Here is a 15,101-nt window from a genome sequence, read left to right on the forward strand (position 1 = left end):
AAATTTGAGAGATGTAAATGAAAAATATAATTCTCTTTCTCTTGCTTTGATCCTATTTTTGAGAATTCTCAATCTTATTACAGTTAATAAAAAAAAAGGGAAGCTATTGAAATAAAAATTATCTTATTCATGGCGTAGATTATTTATATAAATATACAAGATAAATAAATCAAACCTGCTTCTCCGTCAAATAACGCCAATACCTTTTCGGAACGTGTTGGATATGGAGTTTTGTGTTTTTTCTTTCAATGATGTTGGTGCTTTTGAAATAATCTTTCCAAAGTTGTTGGTAAAGATTTTCGTTTTCATCGATGAAAATTTCATCTGATTTCGTCAAAGCGGTTTTCGCATCGATTTGATGAATGGTGATTTCATGAACGGAATTCAAATCATAATGAATTCCATATTTTCTTTTTTCATCATAAATAACCCAAGACTGGTCTGTGTAACGGTTTTTGAAATGTCTTGTGAGCAATGGAATCACATTATAATCTGGATGGATGATCGCGAAGAACATCCCGTCAGCGCTTTTTTGAAAACGAATGAAAGCTTCCATTCGGTGTTTCTCCCGATGCACTTTTTGCGACATTTGCGCCAAAGCAAGCACGTGTTCATTTCCGTAATTTCCATCAAAACCTTCAGGATTGTCAAAAATATAATGTGCATAATCTAATAAATGCTGGAAAATTTCCGGTTTTTCCGAAAGAAGCGAATCGTAAAAATGTTTCTGATGCGTTTTCGAAATTTTATTTTGAATTCCTTTCCAAACCCTCTTCGCTTTATCGGAATCAGTAATGACTTCAATTTGTTCATCAAACATATTCAATGAAGAATTGTCTTTTGAAATCAATTGAATTGGATATTCTTTCCGAAAATACGAATCAAAAATCGCCGTCAAAATCCCATAAAATGAACCATCAAAAACATAAATTTTCATCAATTTAAAATAAAGTCAATTGATTCTGAGCGTTTTTTAAATATTTGCTTTGGCTTTCTTTCAGGATTGTATTTTTAATTTTAAATGCTTCTTGATCCCGTAATTGATAAGGAGAATCCTGACATCGAATAAAATGTTGCGCACGGTTGTATGCAATTCCTATTTTTTTCAATTGATAAATATGAAGTTTCCCAAATTTCCTCGCTGCCACAATCTTCTGTGCCGAACGCATGCCAATTCCAGGAACTCGCAAAATCATTTTATAATCCGCCGTGTTAATATCAATCGGAAAATGATGCAGATTTCGCAAAGCCCAACTTAATTTAGGATCTACATCGACATCAAGATTCGGATTTTGTTCATTTAAAATTTCCTTGATGTCAAAATCATAAAAACGCATCAGCCAATCGGTTTGATACAATCTATTTTCACGCAAAAGTGGTGGTTGAGTACCAATCATAGGCATTCGAGAATCTTCGCTTATGGGAATGTAACCGCTGTAATACACGCGTTTAAGAGAAAATTTTTTATAATATTCATCTGCTGTGTACATGATGTCTTTATCGGTTTCAGGTGTTGCACCGATGACCATTTGGGTACTTTGTCCAGCAGGTACGAATTTCGGTGTATTTTTTATGATCTTCCTTTCGGAATTGTATTGAACAGAGCGATTTCTGATAATTCCCAATTCTCGTTTTACTTCTTGGTGTGATTTTTCTGGAGCGAGTAATTTTAATCCCGATTCGGTTGGCATTTCAAGGTTAATGCTCATACGATCCGCATACAATCCGGCTTCCGTTACCATATCTTCACTTGCTCCGGGAATCGTTTTCAAATGAATGTAACCATTGAACCTTTCTTCCAAACGCAATCTTTTTACGATGCGAAGCATTCGTTCCATTGTATAGTCTGCATCTTTAAAAATTCCAGAACTCAAGAATAATCCTTCGATGTAATTTCTCCTGTAAAAATTCATGGTCAATTCTACAACTTCATCCACCGTGAAAGCAGCACGTTTGATGTCATTGCTGCTTCGCGAAACACAAAATGCACAATCGTAAATGCAATAATTGGTGAGTAAAATTTTCAAAAGAGAAACGCATCGACCGTCTTCTGTATAGGTATGACAAATTCCGGAACCGGTATCGCCGATTCCTTTATTGGTATTTTTTCGATTGCTTCCGCTCGATGAGCAAGACACATCGTACTTTGCCGCGTCGGCTAAAATTTGTAGTTTTTCCCTGATTCTATCGGACATTTTTTATTTGAAGTTACCGTAGCAAATTAGGGAGAATTAATTCAATTATAGAATTTGATTTCTTAAAATTATGTTTGAATTAGTGTTAAAATTGAAATGAAAAATCAATTAATTCGATTCTGATTTTAAACGCATCCAATCAAAAATAAATTTAATCAGAATAAAAGGAAGAATTATAAATTTATCTGCATTTTCACCGATTCCTTCAAAAATTTTAAACTGACCGGAAGCAAGCGCCCAAAGCAAAATACCCAAAATAATTGAAACATGAAGTACAATCAAAGCGCCAAATGAAAGATTTTTGTCGGTAATTTTTTCTGTGGATTTTTTCATTTTATAATTGAAAATTTCTCGTAGAATAATGAATAGTAGACTCAGGTTAAATCCCCAGTTTCTAAAAAGTAAGACTTCAAATGTGATGTAATTATTTTCTAAATTTTTGGATGAAAATGTCAATACAAATGCAAATATTACAACAATAAATATGAAATAAATAAACAACATGAAAAATCGTTCTTTGAGCATTTTAAGATAAGAAGTCAGATTTTCGATTTGACTTTTTCGGAAAATACGATTGAAAATTCCGAAAATTGATTGGATGAATTCATCCCACCAGAAAATGTAAATCAAAAAAAACATATTAGCTTTTCCGGTAAAGACCCAAAAAGTCGTGAATGCAGCAAAAATAAAAATGCTGAAAACGGAGTTTCGGTGGTGCGGAATCGATAAAGACATTACCCAAAATTAAAAAACTTTGACAAATTTTCAGCTTTGTCAAAGTTTAGTTTGAAATTATAGAATTATTTCTTCTTTACCCATTTTAATCCAAATTTAAAGAAAAAGAAAATAAGAGCAATCATGAAAATTCCACCTAATAATTTTCTTTCTGGATTGTTTGATTTTATTAACTGATTTGGTACATATTCAAAAATAAATGCCAGAAAGAAAAACAATCCAACAAGTAAACAAATGACACCTAAAATAAATTTAATAGATTTCATTAATTAAGTATACATCCCGCCATCCACGCTCAAAACCTGACCGGTAATGTAATCTGATAAATCAGAGCCTAAAAATAAACAAGCGTTTGCAATATCTTCAGGCGTTCCGCCTCGTTTTAGTGGAATTCCCGCTCTCCATTCTTCAACTACTTTTGCGTCTAATTTCTCGGTCATTTCAGTTTCGATGAATCCCGGTGCGATGACATTACAGCGGATATTTCTGGAACCCAATTCCAAAGCTACTGATTTTGAAAACCCTATTAATCCTGCTTTAGATGCTGCATAATTTGCTTGTCCAGCATTTCCTTTTCTTCCCACGATGGAACTCATGTTGATGATAGAACCTTTGCGTTGTTTCATCATCGGTTTTACAACTGCTTTTGTAAGGTTGAATGCGGAATTCAGATTGACACGGATCACTTCTTCATAATCTTCTAAACTCATGCGCATCAATAAATTATCTTTGGTAATTCCAGCATTGTTCACTACAATATCGACTTGCCCAAATTCAGCCAATACATCATCGACCAATTTTTGAGCCGCATCGAAATCTGATGCATCCGACTGATATCCTTTGGCTTTTATTCCTAAACTTTCCCATTCATTTTCAAGTTGTTTTGCTTTTTCAACCGAAGAAGCATATGTAAATGCGATGTTGCATCCATTCTTAGCAAAAATTTCTGCAATTCCTTTTCCTATTCCTCTTGTAGCTCCCGTTATGATAGCGGTTTTCCCTTTGAGTAATTCCATACTTTTGTTTATTATGGTTGCTAAATTATGAAATAATTTGGTATCAGGTAACAAGTATCATTTATCGTGGAAATTTGATTTTAAAATGAATTCATTAAATTCGAATTTAATTCAATAAAAAATGAATGCTTTAAGTTGGGATGATTTTGAAAAAGTAGATATGCGCGTGGGAACTATTTTGGAAGTAAATGATTTTCCAAAAGCCAGAAAACCTGCGTATCAATTGACTATGGATTTTGGAGAATTGGGAATCAAAAAGTCAAGCGCACAAATCGTTTCGCTTTACAATAGAGAAGAATTGATCGGAAAACAAGTGATTGCAGTCGTGAATTTTCCTCCAAAACAAATTGCAAACTTCATTTCAGAGTGTTTGGTGTTAGGTGTTTACAATGAAAATAGTGATGTGGTTTTGTTAACTCCTGATAAAAAAACGGATAACGGATGTAAAATAGGTTGATTATTTAAAGAATGAGCAATTAAATTAAGTAATTATGGATGAAAGAATTAATCGCTTAAAAGATTTAGATGATTATAAATTATTAGATGTAATTAAAAATTACAAACGTTATAATTATCCCGAATCATTTAAGGAAGAGGCATTGAAAATTCTTGAAGAAAGAGGATTTGGAGATGAAGCCATAAAATTATCAGGTGGATATTCCAATAATATGTATAGGGAAGCTGAACATATTTTTAAACAATTTAAAAAGAATGGAATCAGCGCTTTAGTAATTCATTTATTGGCTGCTATTACGTATTATTCGCAAATGGTTATAGGGTATACAATTTTCGCTGTATTATTTATTTTCTTTTTAATTTTAACATTGAACAATCGTAAAAATTTCTTTCACACCATAAAAGAAACAGAATCAGATAGATCCTTATTAGGTTATGTAATTATATTTATAATTTCGATACCTTTATATTTTGTCATTTTCATTATGGACAGAAATGAACTTAAAAGCAAATTAGAAAATTTACCTTAAAGAAGCTTTGATGAATTCAAGTATTTTAGCCTTTTCAAAAGGCGAAAACCATTTGATATTTTCATCTTTTCGGTACCAGGTCAATTGTCTTTTGGCATAGCGACGTGTATTTTTTTTGATTTCTTCGACAGCAAAGTCAAAACTTATTTTTTCATCTAAATAATCAAATAACTCACGGTACCCAACAGTTTGTAAGCTGTTTAAGTTTTTGAATTTATACAAAGATTTTACTTCATCAAGCAATTCTGAATTCATCATGACATCGACACGCTGATTGATTCTCTCATAGATTTCTTGGCGGGGAAGTTCCAAACCGATTTTGATGACTTTGAAATTTCGTGGCTGAAGATTATTTCTTCTAAATGAAGAAAAAGTTTTTCCGGTTCCACGACAGATTTCCAAAGCGCGAATGACGCGATGTGAATTTTGAATATCTACTTTTTCAAAATATTCAGGATCTGAAATTTTCAATTCTTCCTGCAATTTTGCAATTCCGAATTCATTTAATTCTGAAATCAATTCTTCACGAATCGACACATCCACTTCCGGAAAAACATCCAAACCTTCCGTAACTGCTTTTTCATACAATCCGGAACCGCCGACCATTACTATTGAATTATACTTTTGGAACAATTCTTCAATTTTTTGCAATGCATCTCTTTCGAAATCGCCTACGGAATATTCATCATGAATACTTAAATTTTGAATAAAATGATGCGGAACTTCGGCTAATTCCTCATCGGTCGGAACTGCGGTTCCGATTTTCATTTCTTTGTAGAACTGACGGGAATCAAAAGAAATGATTTCTGTCTGCAATTGATTTGCTATAAAAACAGCAAGCCCCGTCTTGCCAATGGCAGTGGGGCCTGTGATGATAATTAAGCTCCTGTAAAATTTATTCATCTATAATCTCAGCGTCTGTGTAAACGACTTGGACACTTTCTTTTTGCCGTTTTTCCCATGCCAAATATCGGTCAATTTCACGAGAAAAATATTTCATGGCAATCAGAACTATCGCAGCATCATCCAAAATAAACATCGGAATCAAATCAATAGGAGATAAGACATACGCTATAACCGCAGTTCCAATCAATAAATTGCGGGTTCTGGGTTTATATTTTCCGGTCACAGTATCAATCACCAATCTGGAAAAAGCTTTTGCTTTGTCTCCGATTGAGCCATCTGCAGATTTTGCCTGCATGGCTACAACACCTGCCAGTTTCATTAATTTTAATTTGTTCATTGTATTGGTTTTAAGTTCGGTTTATGATTATTACAAAAAACATTCCAATTAAATCTTATGTCAAGATTTACTTTGCTTCCGGATTGAATTTTATAGAATAAAATTGAGCTGAAAGCCTTAAATTTGTTGAAATTAAATTTTAAATGAAAAAACTATTCTACCTTTTTAGTATTGCAATTTTATTAGTTTCTTGTCAGATAACAGAACGTGTTTATATACAGGAAAACGGTGGTGTGAAATATGAAACTGAAATGAATTTCACCGAAATGATGGGAATGATGTTTTCGCAGGAAAGCAAAGATTCACTCAGGCTAATTGGCCAATTCCCCATTGATTCTGTAATGACTTTCTCTGATTTGGAAAAAATGGATCCCAAATTGAACCCTGATAAAACCGGAGATGCTGAACGTGAGTTTTTAAACGTGATGGATAAAATGAAAGTACGCATGGTGATGAATGACAATGAAGGGAAAATCAGTTTCGGTGTTGAGGAAAAAGATGTGAAAAGTTTTAATTCTTACATGAAAGAAATAAAAACGGCAGGTGAGAAGCTGGCGAAAGAAGACAAAGCAGCAGCAGATAATTTGGCACAATCCGGAATGTTGAATTTTATGGAATTTAAATATGACGGGAAATCTTTCCAAAGAATTGCTTCCAGTGAAACTTCAAAAATGTTAGGTGAAATGAATGACAGCACCGCAGAATCGACCCGTCAAATGATGGGAATGTTTCAATACAAGATAGAATATCATTTCCCGAAAAAGATCAAAAAATCAAATATCGAAAATGCTACTTACAGCCTAGATGGCAAAACGATGACGGTGGATGTTCCCATGATTGAATTGATGGAAGATCCGGAAAAATATAATTTTAAAATTGAGTTTGAGTAAAATGAATAAAGTTTTTTTCAAAGATTTAGGAATTCATCAGAATTACCAGCAAACTTGGGATTTTCAGGAAAATCTGCTGGCAGAAACGGTTGTAATCAAATCCAGAAATCGTGAGAAAGAAAAAAACGGACAATCTGATTTTGAATTAACTCAAAATCATCTTTTGTTTGTCGAGCACCCGCACGTTTATACTTTAGGTAAAAGTGGTCATATCGAAAACATGCTGGCGAATGAAGATTTGCTCAAACAAATAGACGCAACTTTTGTGAAAACGAATCGGGGAGGAGATATTACGTATCACGGTCCCGGTCAATTGGTTGGTTATCCGATATTTGATTTGGATAATTTCAAGCCGGACATTCATTTGTACATGAGAAATTTGGAGGAAGTTATCATCAAAACCATTGCGCATTATGGATTAAAGGGCGAGCGTTCTTCCGGAGAAACAGGTGTTTGGTTAGATGTTGGGAAACCTTATGCAAGAAAGATTTGTGCGATGGGCGTGAAAGCTTCACGTTGGGTGACGATGCATGGGTTTGCATTGAATGTAAATACTGATTTGAAATATTTCGAATATATCATTCCTTGCGGAATAAAAGACAAAGCCGTAACTTCAATTGAACGCGAAATAGACAAAAAACTTTCAATGGAACATATAAAAGAAAAAACTAAATCAGCTTTTGAAGAAGTTTTTGAAATTGAAATCGTTTAAACCGAATTTATAAAGCATTAAATTTCAATTAATTAAATATCATGTATATATGATGTTTATATATGTGTTAATGTCAATTTCGATATAAACATCTAAAATTGTTCTCAAAAATAATTCTAAAATAACATTATGAGAACAAATTTATTTAAGTGGTTTTGCGTGACCGTTTCACTTATTGGTTCGTGTTGTATTTCAGCACAATGTCCAACGATTGATGGTTATCTTCAATTTAATTCCCAAGCAGAAGTTAATCAGTTTCTGGTTGATTATCCCAATTGTACTTCGTTAGATGGAAGACTGATCATCGGATCTAACAATACAAGTGATATAACCGACCTTACACCTTTCGAAAATCTTACTTCAGTAAAAGGTCTTTTAATTCAAAGCACATCGTTAACAAATCTAGTAGGACTTGAAAATCTAATTGACGACGACGGAGAATTGGCTATCAGATATAATAATAGTCTTACAGATTTATCTGCATTAGGCGGAATTACAGAAGTCTCAACTCTTGATATTGATGGAAACGCAGTTTTGGTTTCCCTTGAAGGTTTGAATATAGGAACTGTTCAATCTTCCGTTGAAATTACACAAAATCCCGCTTTGGTAAATCTTCATGGTTTGGAAAATTTAACCGAAATATCAGATTTGTTAGAAATTCGTCTGAACAACTCTTTGGTAACTGTTGACGGCTTAAATAACATAACCAAAATAGGTTCTTTAAGTATTGTTTTTAACAATAGTTTGACCAATTTAGATGGATTAAATGCTCTTGAATCTTTTACTGGTTCTGCCATTACACCTGGTCTAAATATTTCCTTTAATGCCTCACTTACAAGTTTAGAAGGACTTTCACAATTGACGACGATTCTAAATTCAACATTACAAATCAACTCAAATAACTTATTGACTTCGCTTTCAGGTCTTGATAATATAGATCCTAGCTCAATTACGCATTTGTATTTGACTTCTTCTCAGCAACTTTCAACTTGTAATGTGCAAAGCATTTGCGATTATTTAAGTGGAAATGGACAAGCCACGATTTCCGGAAATTCTGTAGGTTGTAATTCAATTGATGAAATTGAATATTTCTGCGAAGAAGCGACCAATTGCCCAACTGGTGACGTGATTTTGACAACACAAGCTGAAGTAGATTTATTTCATACAACATACCCGGATTGCACTACTATTTTTGGAAATTTATACATTGGAATCGCTGAAGGAACCTCCAATATCAATGACATTTCAGGCTTAGAAAATATTGAAAGAATTGTAGGTGGATTGACCATCGAAAATACTTCTTTGACCAATTTGACCGGATTAAATGCTTTGGTTCAGATGGGTGACGATTTTGTAATTGCAGGAAATGATTTATTGCAAAATTTACAAGCATTCAATAGCTTAACCTCTATAAATTATTCAGCATTAATTATTTATGAAAACAATTCTTTGACAAGTTTGTCTGGATTAGATAACATTGATCCAGGATCTATTACAGACCTTACTTTATCCTCTTCTCAAAATCTATCTACTTGTGATGTAAACAGTATTTGCACATATATTTCTACGTTCGGAGCGACATACTCAATCTCGGGAAATGCAACCGGATGTAATTCTTTTGATGAGGTTTTGGAAGCTTGTCAGGATACATTGCCGACTTGTCCTTCTCAAGATATTCAGTTTTTAAGTCAGGCAGAATTAGATCATTTTGTTGTTCAATATCCTGATTGTTCAATTCTAAATGCAAGTATAAAAATCGGAGGAACAAGTGTTACAGATATTTACAATTTAGAACCTTTGAGTAACTTAACTCGTATAAATGGTTCATTGTCAGTTGATAAAACATCTCTTGTAAATCTAAATGGTCTTGAGAATTTAACACAAACAGGAAATTTTCAGGCATTATTAAATGACCAATTACAAAGTCTTGAAGGATTAGATAATTTAACAACTGTAATTGGAGGCTTTACAATTCAGTCAAACCCTTTGATAGTGAATCTTCAAGGAATAAATTCTTTGTTAGTAGTGGGAGATTTAGGCATTACTTCAAATGAAAGCCTAAGCAGTTTAGAAGGATTAAATAATTTAATAGCTGTAAATAGTCCAGGAGGTGCAACAGCTTCTATTTCACAGAATCCTGCTTTGATTGATTTGACAGGACTTGAAAATTTACAGGCGGTTAATGGTACGCTGAGAGTTGATTCAAATGCGAGTTTGATTTCACTCGATGGATTGGAAAATTTAGCGACTCTCGCTGATAATTTAGAAATCAAAAGCAATCCAAATTTGCAATCAATAGAATCATTGACCGGTTTAACTGAAGTTCCATTTCTTTTGCAAATATCTTCCAATCCTGAATTGGAAAGCCTGCAAGGTCTTCAAAATTTAGTTTCAACCTACGTTCTCAATATTGGCACGAACCACTCCTTGACAAATTTAGAAGGATTGAATTCATTGGAATCAGTACTTGACATCGTGATTTATGACAACGATGCTATGGTAAGTTTGGAAGGATTGAACAGCCTTTCAAACGTTATGGGGCAAATTGAATTGTCTCAAAATCAGTTATTAAACAACATTGAGAAACTAAGCAATATCTCAATTGCAGAAGGATTGATCATTCAAGAAAATCCATCTCTTGTATCATTGGAAGGGGTAAATAATATTTCTAGGCTCGGAATTGAGTGGCCGGGATTATTAGGGATCGCAAACAATGGGTTGGTAAACAGCTTAGAGCCACTGAGTAACCTTATAAACTTAAATACAGGATATCTTTTCGTTTATGGAAATCCTGCTTTGACAACTTTGAGTGGTGTAGATAACATCATTCCTTCTTCGATGAGTTATGTTGAAATTACGGCTTCTCCAGGTCTTTCAGTTTGTAATGTTCCTAGCATTTGCGGTTATCTTTCCAATGGTGGCGAACACATAATCAATGGAAACACAACGGGTTGTAATTCATCAGAAGAAATTCTTGAATTGTGCGAATTGAGTATGCAAGAAATGAATGATGCTGATCAAATCACCTTTTATCCGGTTCCAACAAAGCAAATTCTAAATATTTCAATCAAGAATTCAACGAAAATTGAAAGCGTAAATGTTTTTGACCTGACAGGAAAATTGGTTTTGAATTCTAATAATTCAGATTCTAAAATTAATCTTTCTCATTTAAATTCAGGCACTTATTTAATTTCAGTGAAAACCAACAAAGGAATTCATACTGAGAAAATTATCAAAAAATAATTCATTTCATATTTTAAATTGTTAATTAAGACAAGAGGCAGCATGCGAGTGTGTGCCTTTTGTCTTTATATTTATCCAAAGATGAAAACTACTTTCTCCATATTTCTGACATTTTTTTTGCTTTCAAATTTTCTGTTGGGACAGCAAAATGATGCAGAATTACTCAAATCTAAAATCGAAATATTATATAAAAATGGAGAAATTAAAGCCATCAACAAAGTCCTGAAAGATGATAAACCATTTGAACCTGAGTATATTCTCGAGAAATTAAATCGAAATATTCAATATTCTAAAAAGAAAAATGACCAGTCAACTTTAGGGATGACTTATTTAATTCTTGGAAATTTCTGGCACAGACAAGCCAATAAAATAAAAGCTTTTGAAAATTACCTGCAAACCGAAACTATTGCCCGTCAAATCAATGATCAAAAATTATTAGCAAATAGTTTGATGAACAAATCTACATTGTTCGATAATTCAGTTGAAAAAATAAATACTTTACAGGAAGCTTCTGAAATCTTTGAAGCTGTCAAGGATTCTTTGAATTTAATTAAAGTAAGTATGAATATTGGTGCTGCTTATGGCGTCTTGTACGAAGCAGAAAACCGGATGATGGACTCCAATTATTCCGTAAATGAAATTGCCCAATTCAAAAAAAAATCATTTCAATGTTATAAAAAAGCAGAGCAAATAAATAAGCATCTGAAAAACACAGAGTTGGAAGCTTTTTTGTACATATATTACGGTGAATGGTACAAATATGAAAAAGACTATGAAAACGCAATTTCATATTTTAACAAAGCGAAAGAAATTTTAATTAATCTAAAAAATTCCAAAGCAAATACTTACTGCATTTTGAAATTGGCGCAAATTGCCAATGAACAAACCTACTACTCTCAATCTTTAGATCTATTGAAAGAGTCGGAAATGCTCGCAGAAAAATACCAGTTCAATGATTATCTGGCTTTGATTTATGATGAATATATAAAAGTTTATTCCAGTATTAATGATTATAAATCAGCACTTGAATTCAGTAAAAAACACAATCTGAAAAATATTGAATTGACTGAACAAAGTAACAACGACAAAATGCAGATTTTGGAATTGGAAAAAAATATTACTGAAAATAAATTGCAATTAAATAAATACGAAGCCAATTCTAAAATAAATAAAATATTGATTTTTAGTAGTTTATTGATTGCGTTATTTATTGGTGGAATTTCATATTTGATCATCAAAAACAAAAAACGCAAAATTGACAGCATCGAAAAAAGTCAAATTATTACAGAAATCAAACTCAAAAATCAACAATTAGAAGATGAATTATTGAAAGAAAAAATAAAATTCAGCCAGGAACATTTGATTTCTTTTGCCAATCAGATTCAGAAAATTGAAAATTTTTTGGATGAAACCAAATCAAAATTCAAAAATATTCCGGGCAGCCGAGAAGAAATAAATTCCTTGAAAATGTCTTTTTCCGAATTGTTGAACGGACAAACCCAAATCAAACAAATCAACTCTCTGACTTCCGAGCTCAATCAGGATTTTTTCTTTTACATCCGCCAAAATTATCCCGGAATTTCAAAAGGCGATGAACAATTATTGGCGTATATTATATTAAATGTCAGCTCCAAAGAGATCAGCCGTATTCTAAATATTTCAGATAAAAGCATCTATATCAAACGGTATCGATTACGCAAGAAGCTCAATCTGGAAAACGAAGAAACTTTTGATGATTTCTACCAAAGAATTATTTCAAATCTGAATTAAAACTTTTTTTGTAGCTTTCGATTTATAAAACTGAACGAATGCGAATTCTTTTACTATTCATTATAATTCTTTCCCAAACCTCTTTTTCCCAAACTGAAATTTCTTATGTCGATTACGTAAATCCCTTGATGGGAACGCAGTCAACTTATGAATTGTCCAACGGAAACACGTATCCGGCAATCGGTGTTCCTTGGGGGATGAATTATTGGTCTCCGCAAACCGGAAAAATGGGCGATGGCTGGATGTACACTTACACAGCTAATAAAATTAAAGGTTTCAAACAAACACATCAGCCCTCTCCTTGGATGAACGATTATGGTCAGTTTTCCATCATGCCGACAAAAGGATTAAAAATTTCTGAAACCGAGCGCGAAAGCTGGTTTTCACACAAAGCCGAAATATCAAAACCTTATTATTACAGCGTTTATTTGGCAGACCATGACATCACGACTGAAATCACGCCTACAGAAAGAGCAGCACAATTTCGTTTTACATTTCCCGAAACTGATGACGGATGGATAGTTGTTGATGCCTTTGATAAAGGTTCTTATGTGAAAATTATTCCCGAAGAAAAGAAAATTATAGGTTACAGTATGCGTTACAGCCGTGGTGAATTAATCAATTTTAAAAATTATTTTGTAATTGAATTTGATGAAAAAATTGAAGATTTCAGAGTTTGGGACGGTAATAAAATCCGATCTGGAAAGACAGAAATGAATTCAAATCATTCAATCGCAGCAGTTAAATTTAAAACTAAAAAAGGCGAAATTATTCATGCAAAAGTTGCTTCATCTTTTATCAGCTTTGAACAAGCAGAATTAAACCTGAAAAGAGAAATTGGCAGAGATTCATTTGATAAAACGAAAGAAAATGCGCGGACTATTTGGAATGAAAAATTAGGGAAAATAAAAGTCGAAGGTGGAACGGAGGAACAAATGAAGACTTTTTATTCATGTTTATACCGCACTTTGATGTTTCCGAATAAATTGTATGAAATTAATTCCAAAAATGAAATTGTCCATTGGAGCCCATATAACGGGCAGATTCTTCCGGGAAAAATGTTTGCCGGAACTGGATTTTGGGATACTTTTCGAGCACTTTATCCTTTGCTGAATTTAATTTATCCGTCCATCAATCAGGAAATGCAGGAAGGATTGGCGAACACATTTTTAGAAGGTGGGTTTTTGCCTGAGTGGTCGAGTCCTGGTTTTGCCAACATCATGATTGGAAATAATTCTGCTTCGGTTGCTGCAGATGCATACATCAAAGGAATCAGAGAATATGATATTGAAACTTTGTGGAAAGCGGTTGTTCACGGCGCGAATCATGAAGGCCCGATGACTGCGGTAGGAAGGGCAGGAGTAGACTATTACAACTCCTTAGGTTATGTACCTTATGATGTTGGAATCAATGAAAATGCAGCGCGAACTTTGGAATATGCTTACGATGATTTTTGCATCTGGCAATTGGGGAAAACTTTAGGGAAACCTGATTCTGAGATTGATATTTATCGTCAGCGCAGTTTAAATTATAAAAATTTGTTTGACAAACAAGTCGGTTTGATGCGCGGTAAAAACAAAGACGGAACTTTTCAAATCCCTTTCAATCCATTCAAATGGGGAGATGCATTTACGGAAGGTAACAGTTGGCATTACACTTGGTCAGTTTTTCATGATGTGCAGGGGTTGATTGATCTGATGGGGGGAAGGAAGAAATTCACTCAAAAATTAGATGAAGTTTTTGAGTTGCCTCCGGTTTTTGATGATTCTTATTACGGTTCTGTCATTCATGAAATTCGTGAAATGCAGATTGTCAATATGGGACAGTATGCTCATGGAAACCAGCCGATTCAGCACATGATTTATTTGTACAATTATGCAGGTGAGCCTTATAAGACCCAATATTGGGTAAGGGAAGTGATGAATAAATTATACAGTTCTGCTCCAGATGGCTATTGTGGTGATGAAGACAATGGACAAACTTCGGCTTGGTACGTTTTTAGTGCGCTGGGATTTTATCCCGTAACGCCGGCGGTCAATCAATATGTGATAGGTGCACCTTTGTTTGAGAAAGCCACCATTGAATTGGAAAATGGAAAGTCTTTCGTCATTCAGCAAAATAAAATATCTCCTGAAAATATCTATATAAACAAAACCACTCTTAACAATAAAACATTTGAAAAAGCATATATTAATTTTGATGAAATTATGAAAGGCGGACTTTTCTATTTTGAAATGAATGATAAACCTAACAAAAACTGGGCTTCGAAAAAGGAACATGCTCCTTATTCGATGTCGAATGAAAATTAATT

14 protein-coding genes are annotated in these 15,101 nt (G+C 33.5%); 7 read left to right on the forward strand and 7 right to left on the reverse strand.

Features of this window, described 5'->3' with window-relative positions:
- Positions 1-169 precede the first annotated feature (169 nt).
- From B8977_RS03305 to fabG, 5 genes are all read right to left on the reverse strand, one after another.
- A complete protein-coding gene (locus tag B8977_RS03305; protein ID WP_084016150.1) occupies positions 170-937 on the reverse strand; it encodes a TIGR03915 family putative DNA repair protein in 768 nt (255 codons plus the stop codon).
- A gap of 4 nt (positions 938-941) precedes the next feature.
- Positions 942-2,195, reverse strand: a complete 1,254-nt coding sequence (locus B8977_RS03310; protein WP_084016152.1) for a putative DNA modification/repair radical SAM protein — start codon at positions 2,193-2,195, stop codon at positions 942-944.
- A gap of 108 nt (positions 2,196-2,303) precedes the next feature.
- On the reverse strand, positions 2,304-2,930 hold the full coding sequence (locus tag B8977_RS03315) for a hypothetical protein (RefSeq protein ID WP_084016154.1): 627 nt from the start codon (positions 2,928-2,930) through the stop codon (positions 2,304-2,306).
- 65 nt (positions 2,931-2,995) lie between these two features.
- Positions 2,996-3,196 (reverse strand): hypothetical protein, encoded by a 201-nt coding sequence (locus tag B8977_RS03320; RefSeq protein WP_084016156.1) that lies wholly within the window; start codon positions 3,194-3,196, stop codon positions 2,996-2,998.
- Between the two features lie 3 nt (positions 3,197-3,199).
- Positions 3,200-3,946 carry a 3-oxoacyl-[acyl-carrier-protein] reductase gene (gene fabG, locus B8977_RS03325; RefSeq protein WP_084016583.1) on the reverse strand — a complete coding sequence of 249 codons (747 nt, stop codon included), beginning with the start codon at positions 3,944-3,946 and terminating at the stop codon, positions 3,200-3,202.
- A 121-nt stretch (positions 3,947-4,067) separates the two neighbouring features.
- Between fabG and B8977_RS03330 the strand changes: the two genes are divergently transcribed.
- Together B8977_RS03330 and B8977_RS03335 are read left to right on the forward strand one after the other, a co-directional pair.
- Positions 4,068-4,403 (forward strand): tRNA-binding protein, encoded by a 336-nt coding sequence (locus tag B8977_RS03330; protein ID WP_084016158.1) that lies wholly within the window; start codon positions 4,068-4,070, stop codon positions 4,401-4,403.
- 34 nt (positions 4,404-4,437) lie between these two features.
- On the forward strand, positions 4,438-4,932 hold the full coding sequence (locus B8977_RS03335; RefSeq protein WP_084016160.1) for a hypothetical protein: 495 nt from the start codon (positions 4,438-4,440) through the stop codon (positions 4,930-4,932).
- Here the strand turns inward: B8977_RS03335 and miaA are convergent.
- Both miaA and B8977_RS03345 read right to left on the reverse strand, forming a co-directional pair.
- Complete coding sequence (gene miaA, locus B8977_RS03340; RefSeq protein WP_084016162.1) at positions 4,924-5,835, reverse strand: tRNA (adenosine(37)-N6)-dimethylallyltransferase MiaA; 912 nt, start codon at positions 5,833-5,835, stop codon at positions 4,924-4,926. The two genes, B8977_RS03335 and miaA, sit on opposite strands and share 9 nt — an antisense overlap.
- Positions 5,828-6,175: a YkvA family protein gene (locus tag B8977_RS03345; protein ID WP_084016164.1), complete on the reverse strand. Its 348-nt coding sequence runs from the start codon at positions 6,173-6,175 to the stop codon at positions 5,828-5,830. Before B8977_RS03345 ends, miaA begins: the two co-directional genes overlap by 8 nt.
- Before the next feature lie 143 nt (positions 6,176-6,318).
- Here B8977_RS03345 and B8977_RS03350 point away from each other — a divergent pair, with 143 nt between their 5' ends.
- From B8977_RS03350 to B8977_RS03370, 5 genes are all read left to right on the forward strand, one after another.
- Positions 6,319-7,065 (forward strand): hypothetical protein, encoded by a 747-nt coding sequence (locus tag B8977_RS03350; protein ID WP_084016165.1) that lies wholly within the window; start codon positions 6,319-6,321, stop codon positions 7,063-7,065.
- A 1-nt stretch (position 7,066) separates the two neighbouring features.
- Positions 7,067-7,777 carry a lipoyl(octanoyl) transferase LipB gene (lipB, locus tag B8977_RS03355; RefSeq protein WP_084016166.1) on the forward strand — a complete coding sequence of 237 codons (711 nt, stop codon included), beginning with the start codon at positions 7,067-7,069 and terminating at the stop codon, positions 7,775-7,777.
- 129 nt (positions 7,778-7,906) lie between these two features.
- Positions 7,907-11,020, forward strand: coding sequence for a T9SS type A sorting domain-containing protein (locus B8977_RS03360; protein ID WP_084016168.1), 3,114 nt, complete (start codon positions 7,907-7,909; stop codon positions 11,018-11,020).
- 81 nt (positions 11,021-11,101) lie between these two features.
- The gene (locus B8977_RS03365) at positions 11,102-12,790 is read left to right on the forward strand and encodes a transcriptional regulator (RefSeq protein WP_084016170.1); all 1,689 of its coding nucleotides are present in this window, start codon (positions 11,102-11,104) and stop codon (positions 12,788-12,790) included.
- Between the two features lie 38 nt (positions 12,791-12,828).
- The gene (locus B8977_RS03370) at positions 12,829-15,099 is read left to right on the forward strand and encodes a GH92 family glycosyl hydrolase (protein WP_084016172.1); all 2,271 of its coding nucleotides are present in this window, start codon (positions 12,829-12,831) and stop codon (positions 15,097-15,099) included.
- Positions 15,100-15,101: the final 2 nt, after the last annotated feature.

Origin of the sequence: Moheibacter sediminis, from assembly GCF_900176425.1 — a bacterium.
Taxonomy (GTDB): domain Bacteria; phylum Bacteroidota; class Bacteroidia; order Flavobacteriales; family Weeksellaceae; genus Moheibacter; species Moheibacter sediminis.

Coding starts and splice junctions, on each gene's coding strand:
- B8977_RS03305 (WP_084016150.1), bottom strand. CDS start 937: ATGAAAATTTATGTTTTTGATGGTTCATTTTATGGGATTTTGACGGCG.
- B8977_RS03310 (WP_084016152.1), bottom strand. CDS start 2,195: ATGTCCGATAGAATCAGGGAAAAACTACAAATTTTAGCCGACGCGGCA.
- B8977_RS03315 (WP_084016154.1), bottom strand. CDS start 2,930: ATGTCTTTATCGATTCCGCACCACCGAAACTCCGTTTTCAGCATTTTT.
- B8977_RS03320 (WP_084016156.1), bottom strand. CDS start 3,196: ATGAAATCTATTAAATTTATTTTAGGTGTCATTTGTTTACTTGTTGGA.
- fabG (WP_084016583.1), bottom strand. CDS start 3,946: ATGGAATTACTCAAAGGGAAAACCGCTATCATAACGGGAGCTACAAGA.
- B8977_RS03330 (WP_084016158.1), top strand. CDS start 4,068: ATGAATGCTTTAAGTTGGGATGATTTTGAAAAAGTAGATATGCGCGTG.
- B8977_RS03335 (WP_084016160.1), top strand. CDS start 4,438: ATGGATGAAAGAATTAATCGCTTAAAAGATTTAGATGATTATAAATTA.
- miaA (WP_084016162.1), bottom strand. CDS start 5,835: ATGAATAAATTTTACAGGAGCTTAATTATCATCACAGGCCCCACTGCC.
- B8977_RS03345 (WP_084016164.1), bottom strand. CDS start 6,175: ATGAACAAATTAAAATTAATGAAACTGGCAGGTGTTGTAGCCATGCAG.
- B8977_RS03350 (WP_084016165.1), top strand. CDS start 6,319: ATGAAAAAACTATTCTACCTTTTTAGTATTGCAATTTTATTAGTTTCT.
- lipB (WP_084016166.1), top strand. CDS start 7,067: ATGAATAAAGTTTTTTTCAAAGATTTAGGAATTCATCAGAATTACCAG.
- B8977_RS03360 (WP_084016168.1), top strand. CDS start 7,907: ATGAGAACAAATTTATTTAAGTGGTTTTGCGTGACCGTTTCACTTATT.
- B8977_RS03365 (WP_084016170.1), top strand. CDS start 11,102: ATGAAAACTACTTTCTCCATATTTCTGACATTTTTTTTGCTTTCAAAT.
- B8977_RS03370 (WP_084016172.1), top strand. CDS start 12,829: ATGCGAATTCTTTTACTATTCATTATAATTCTTTCCCAAACCTCTTTT.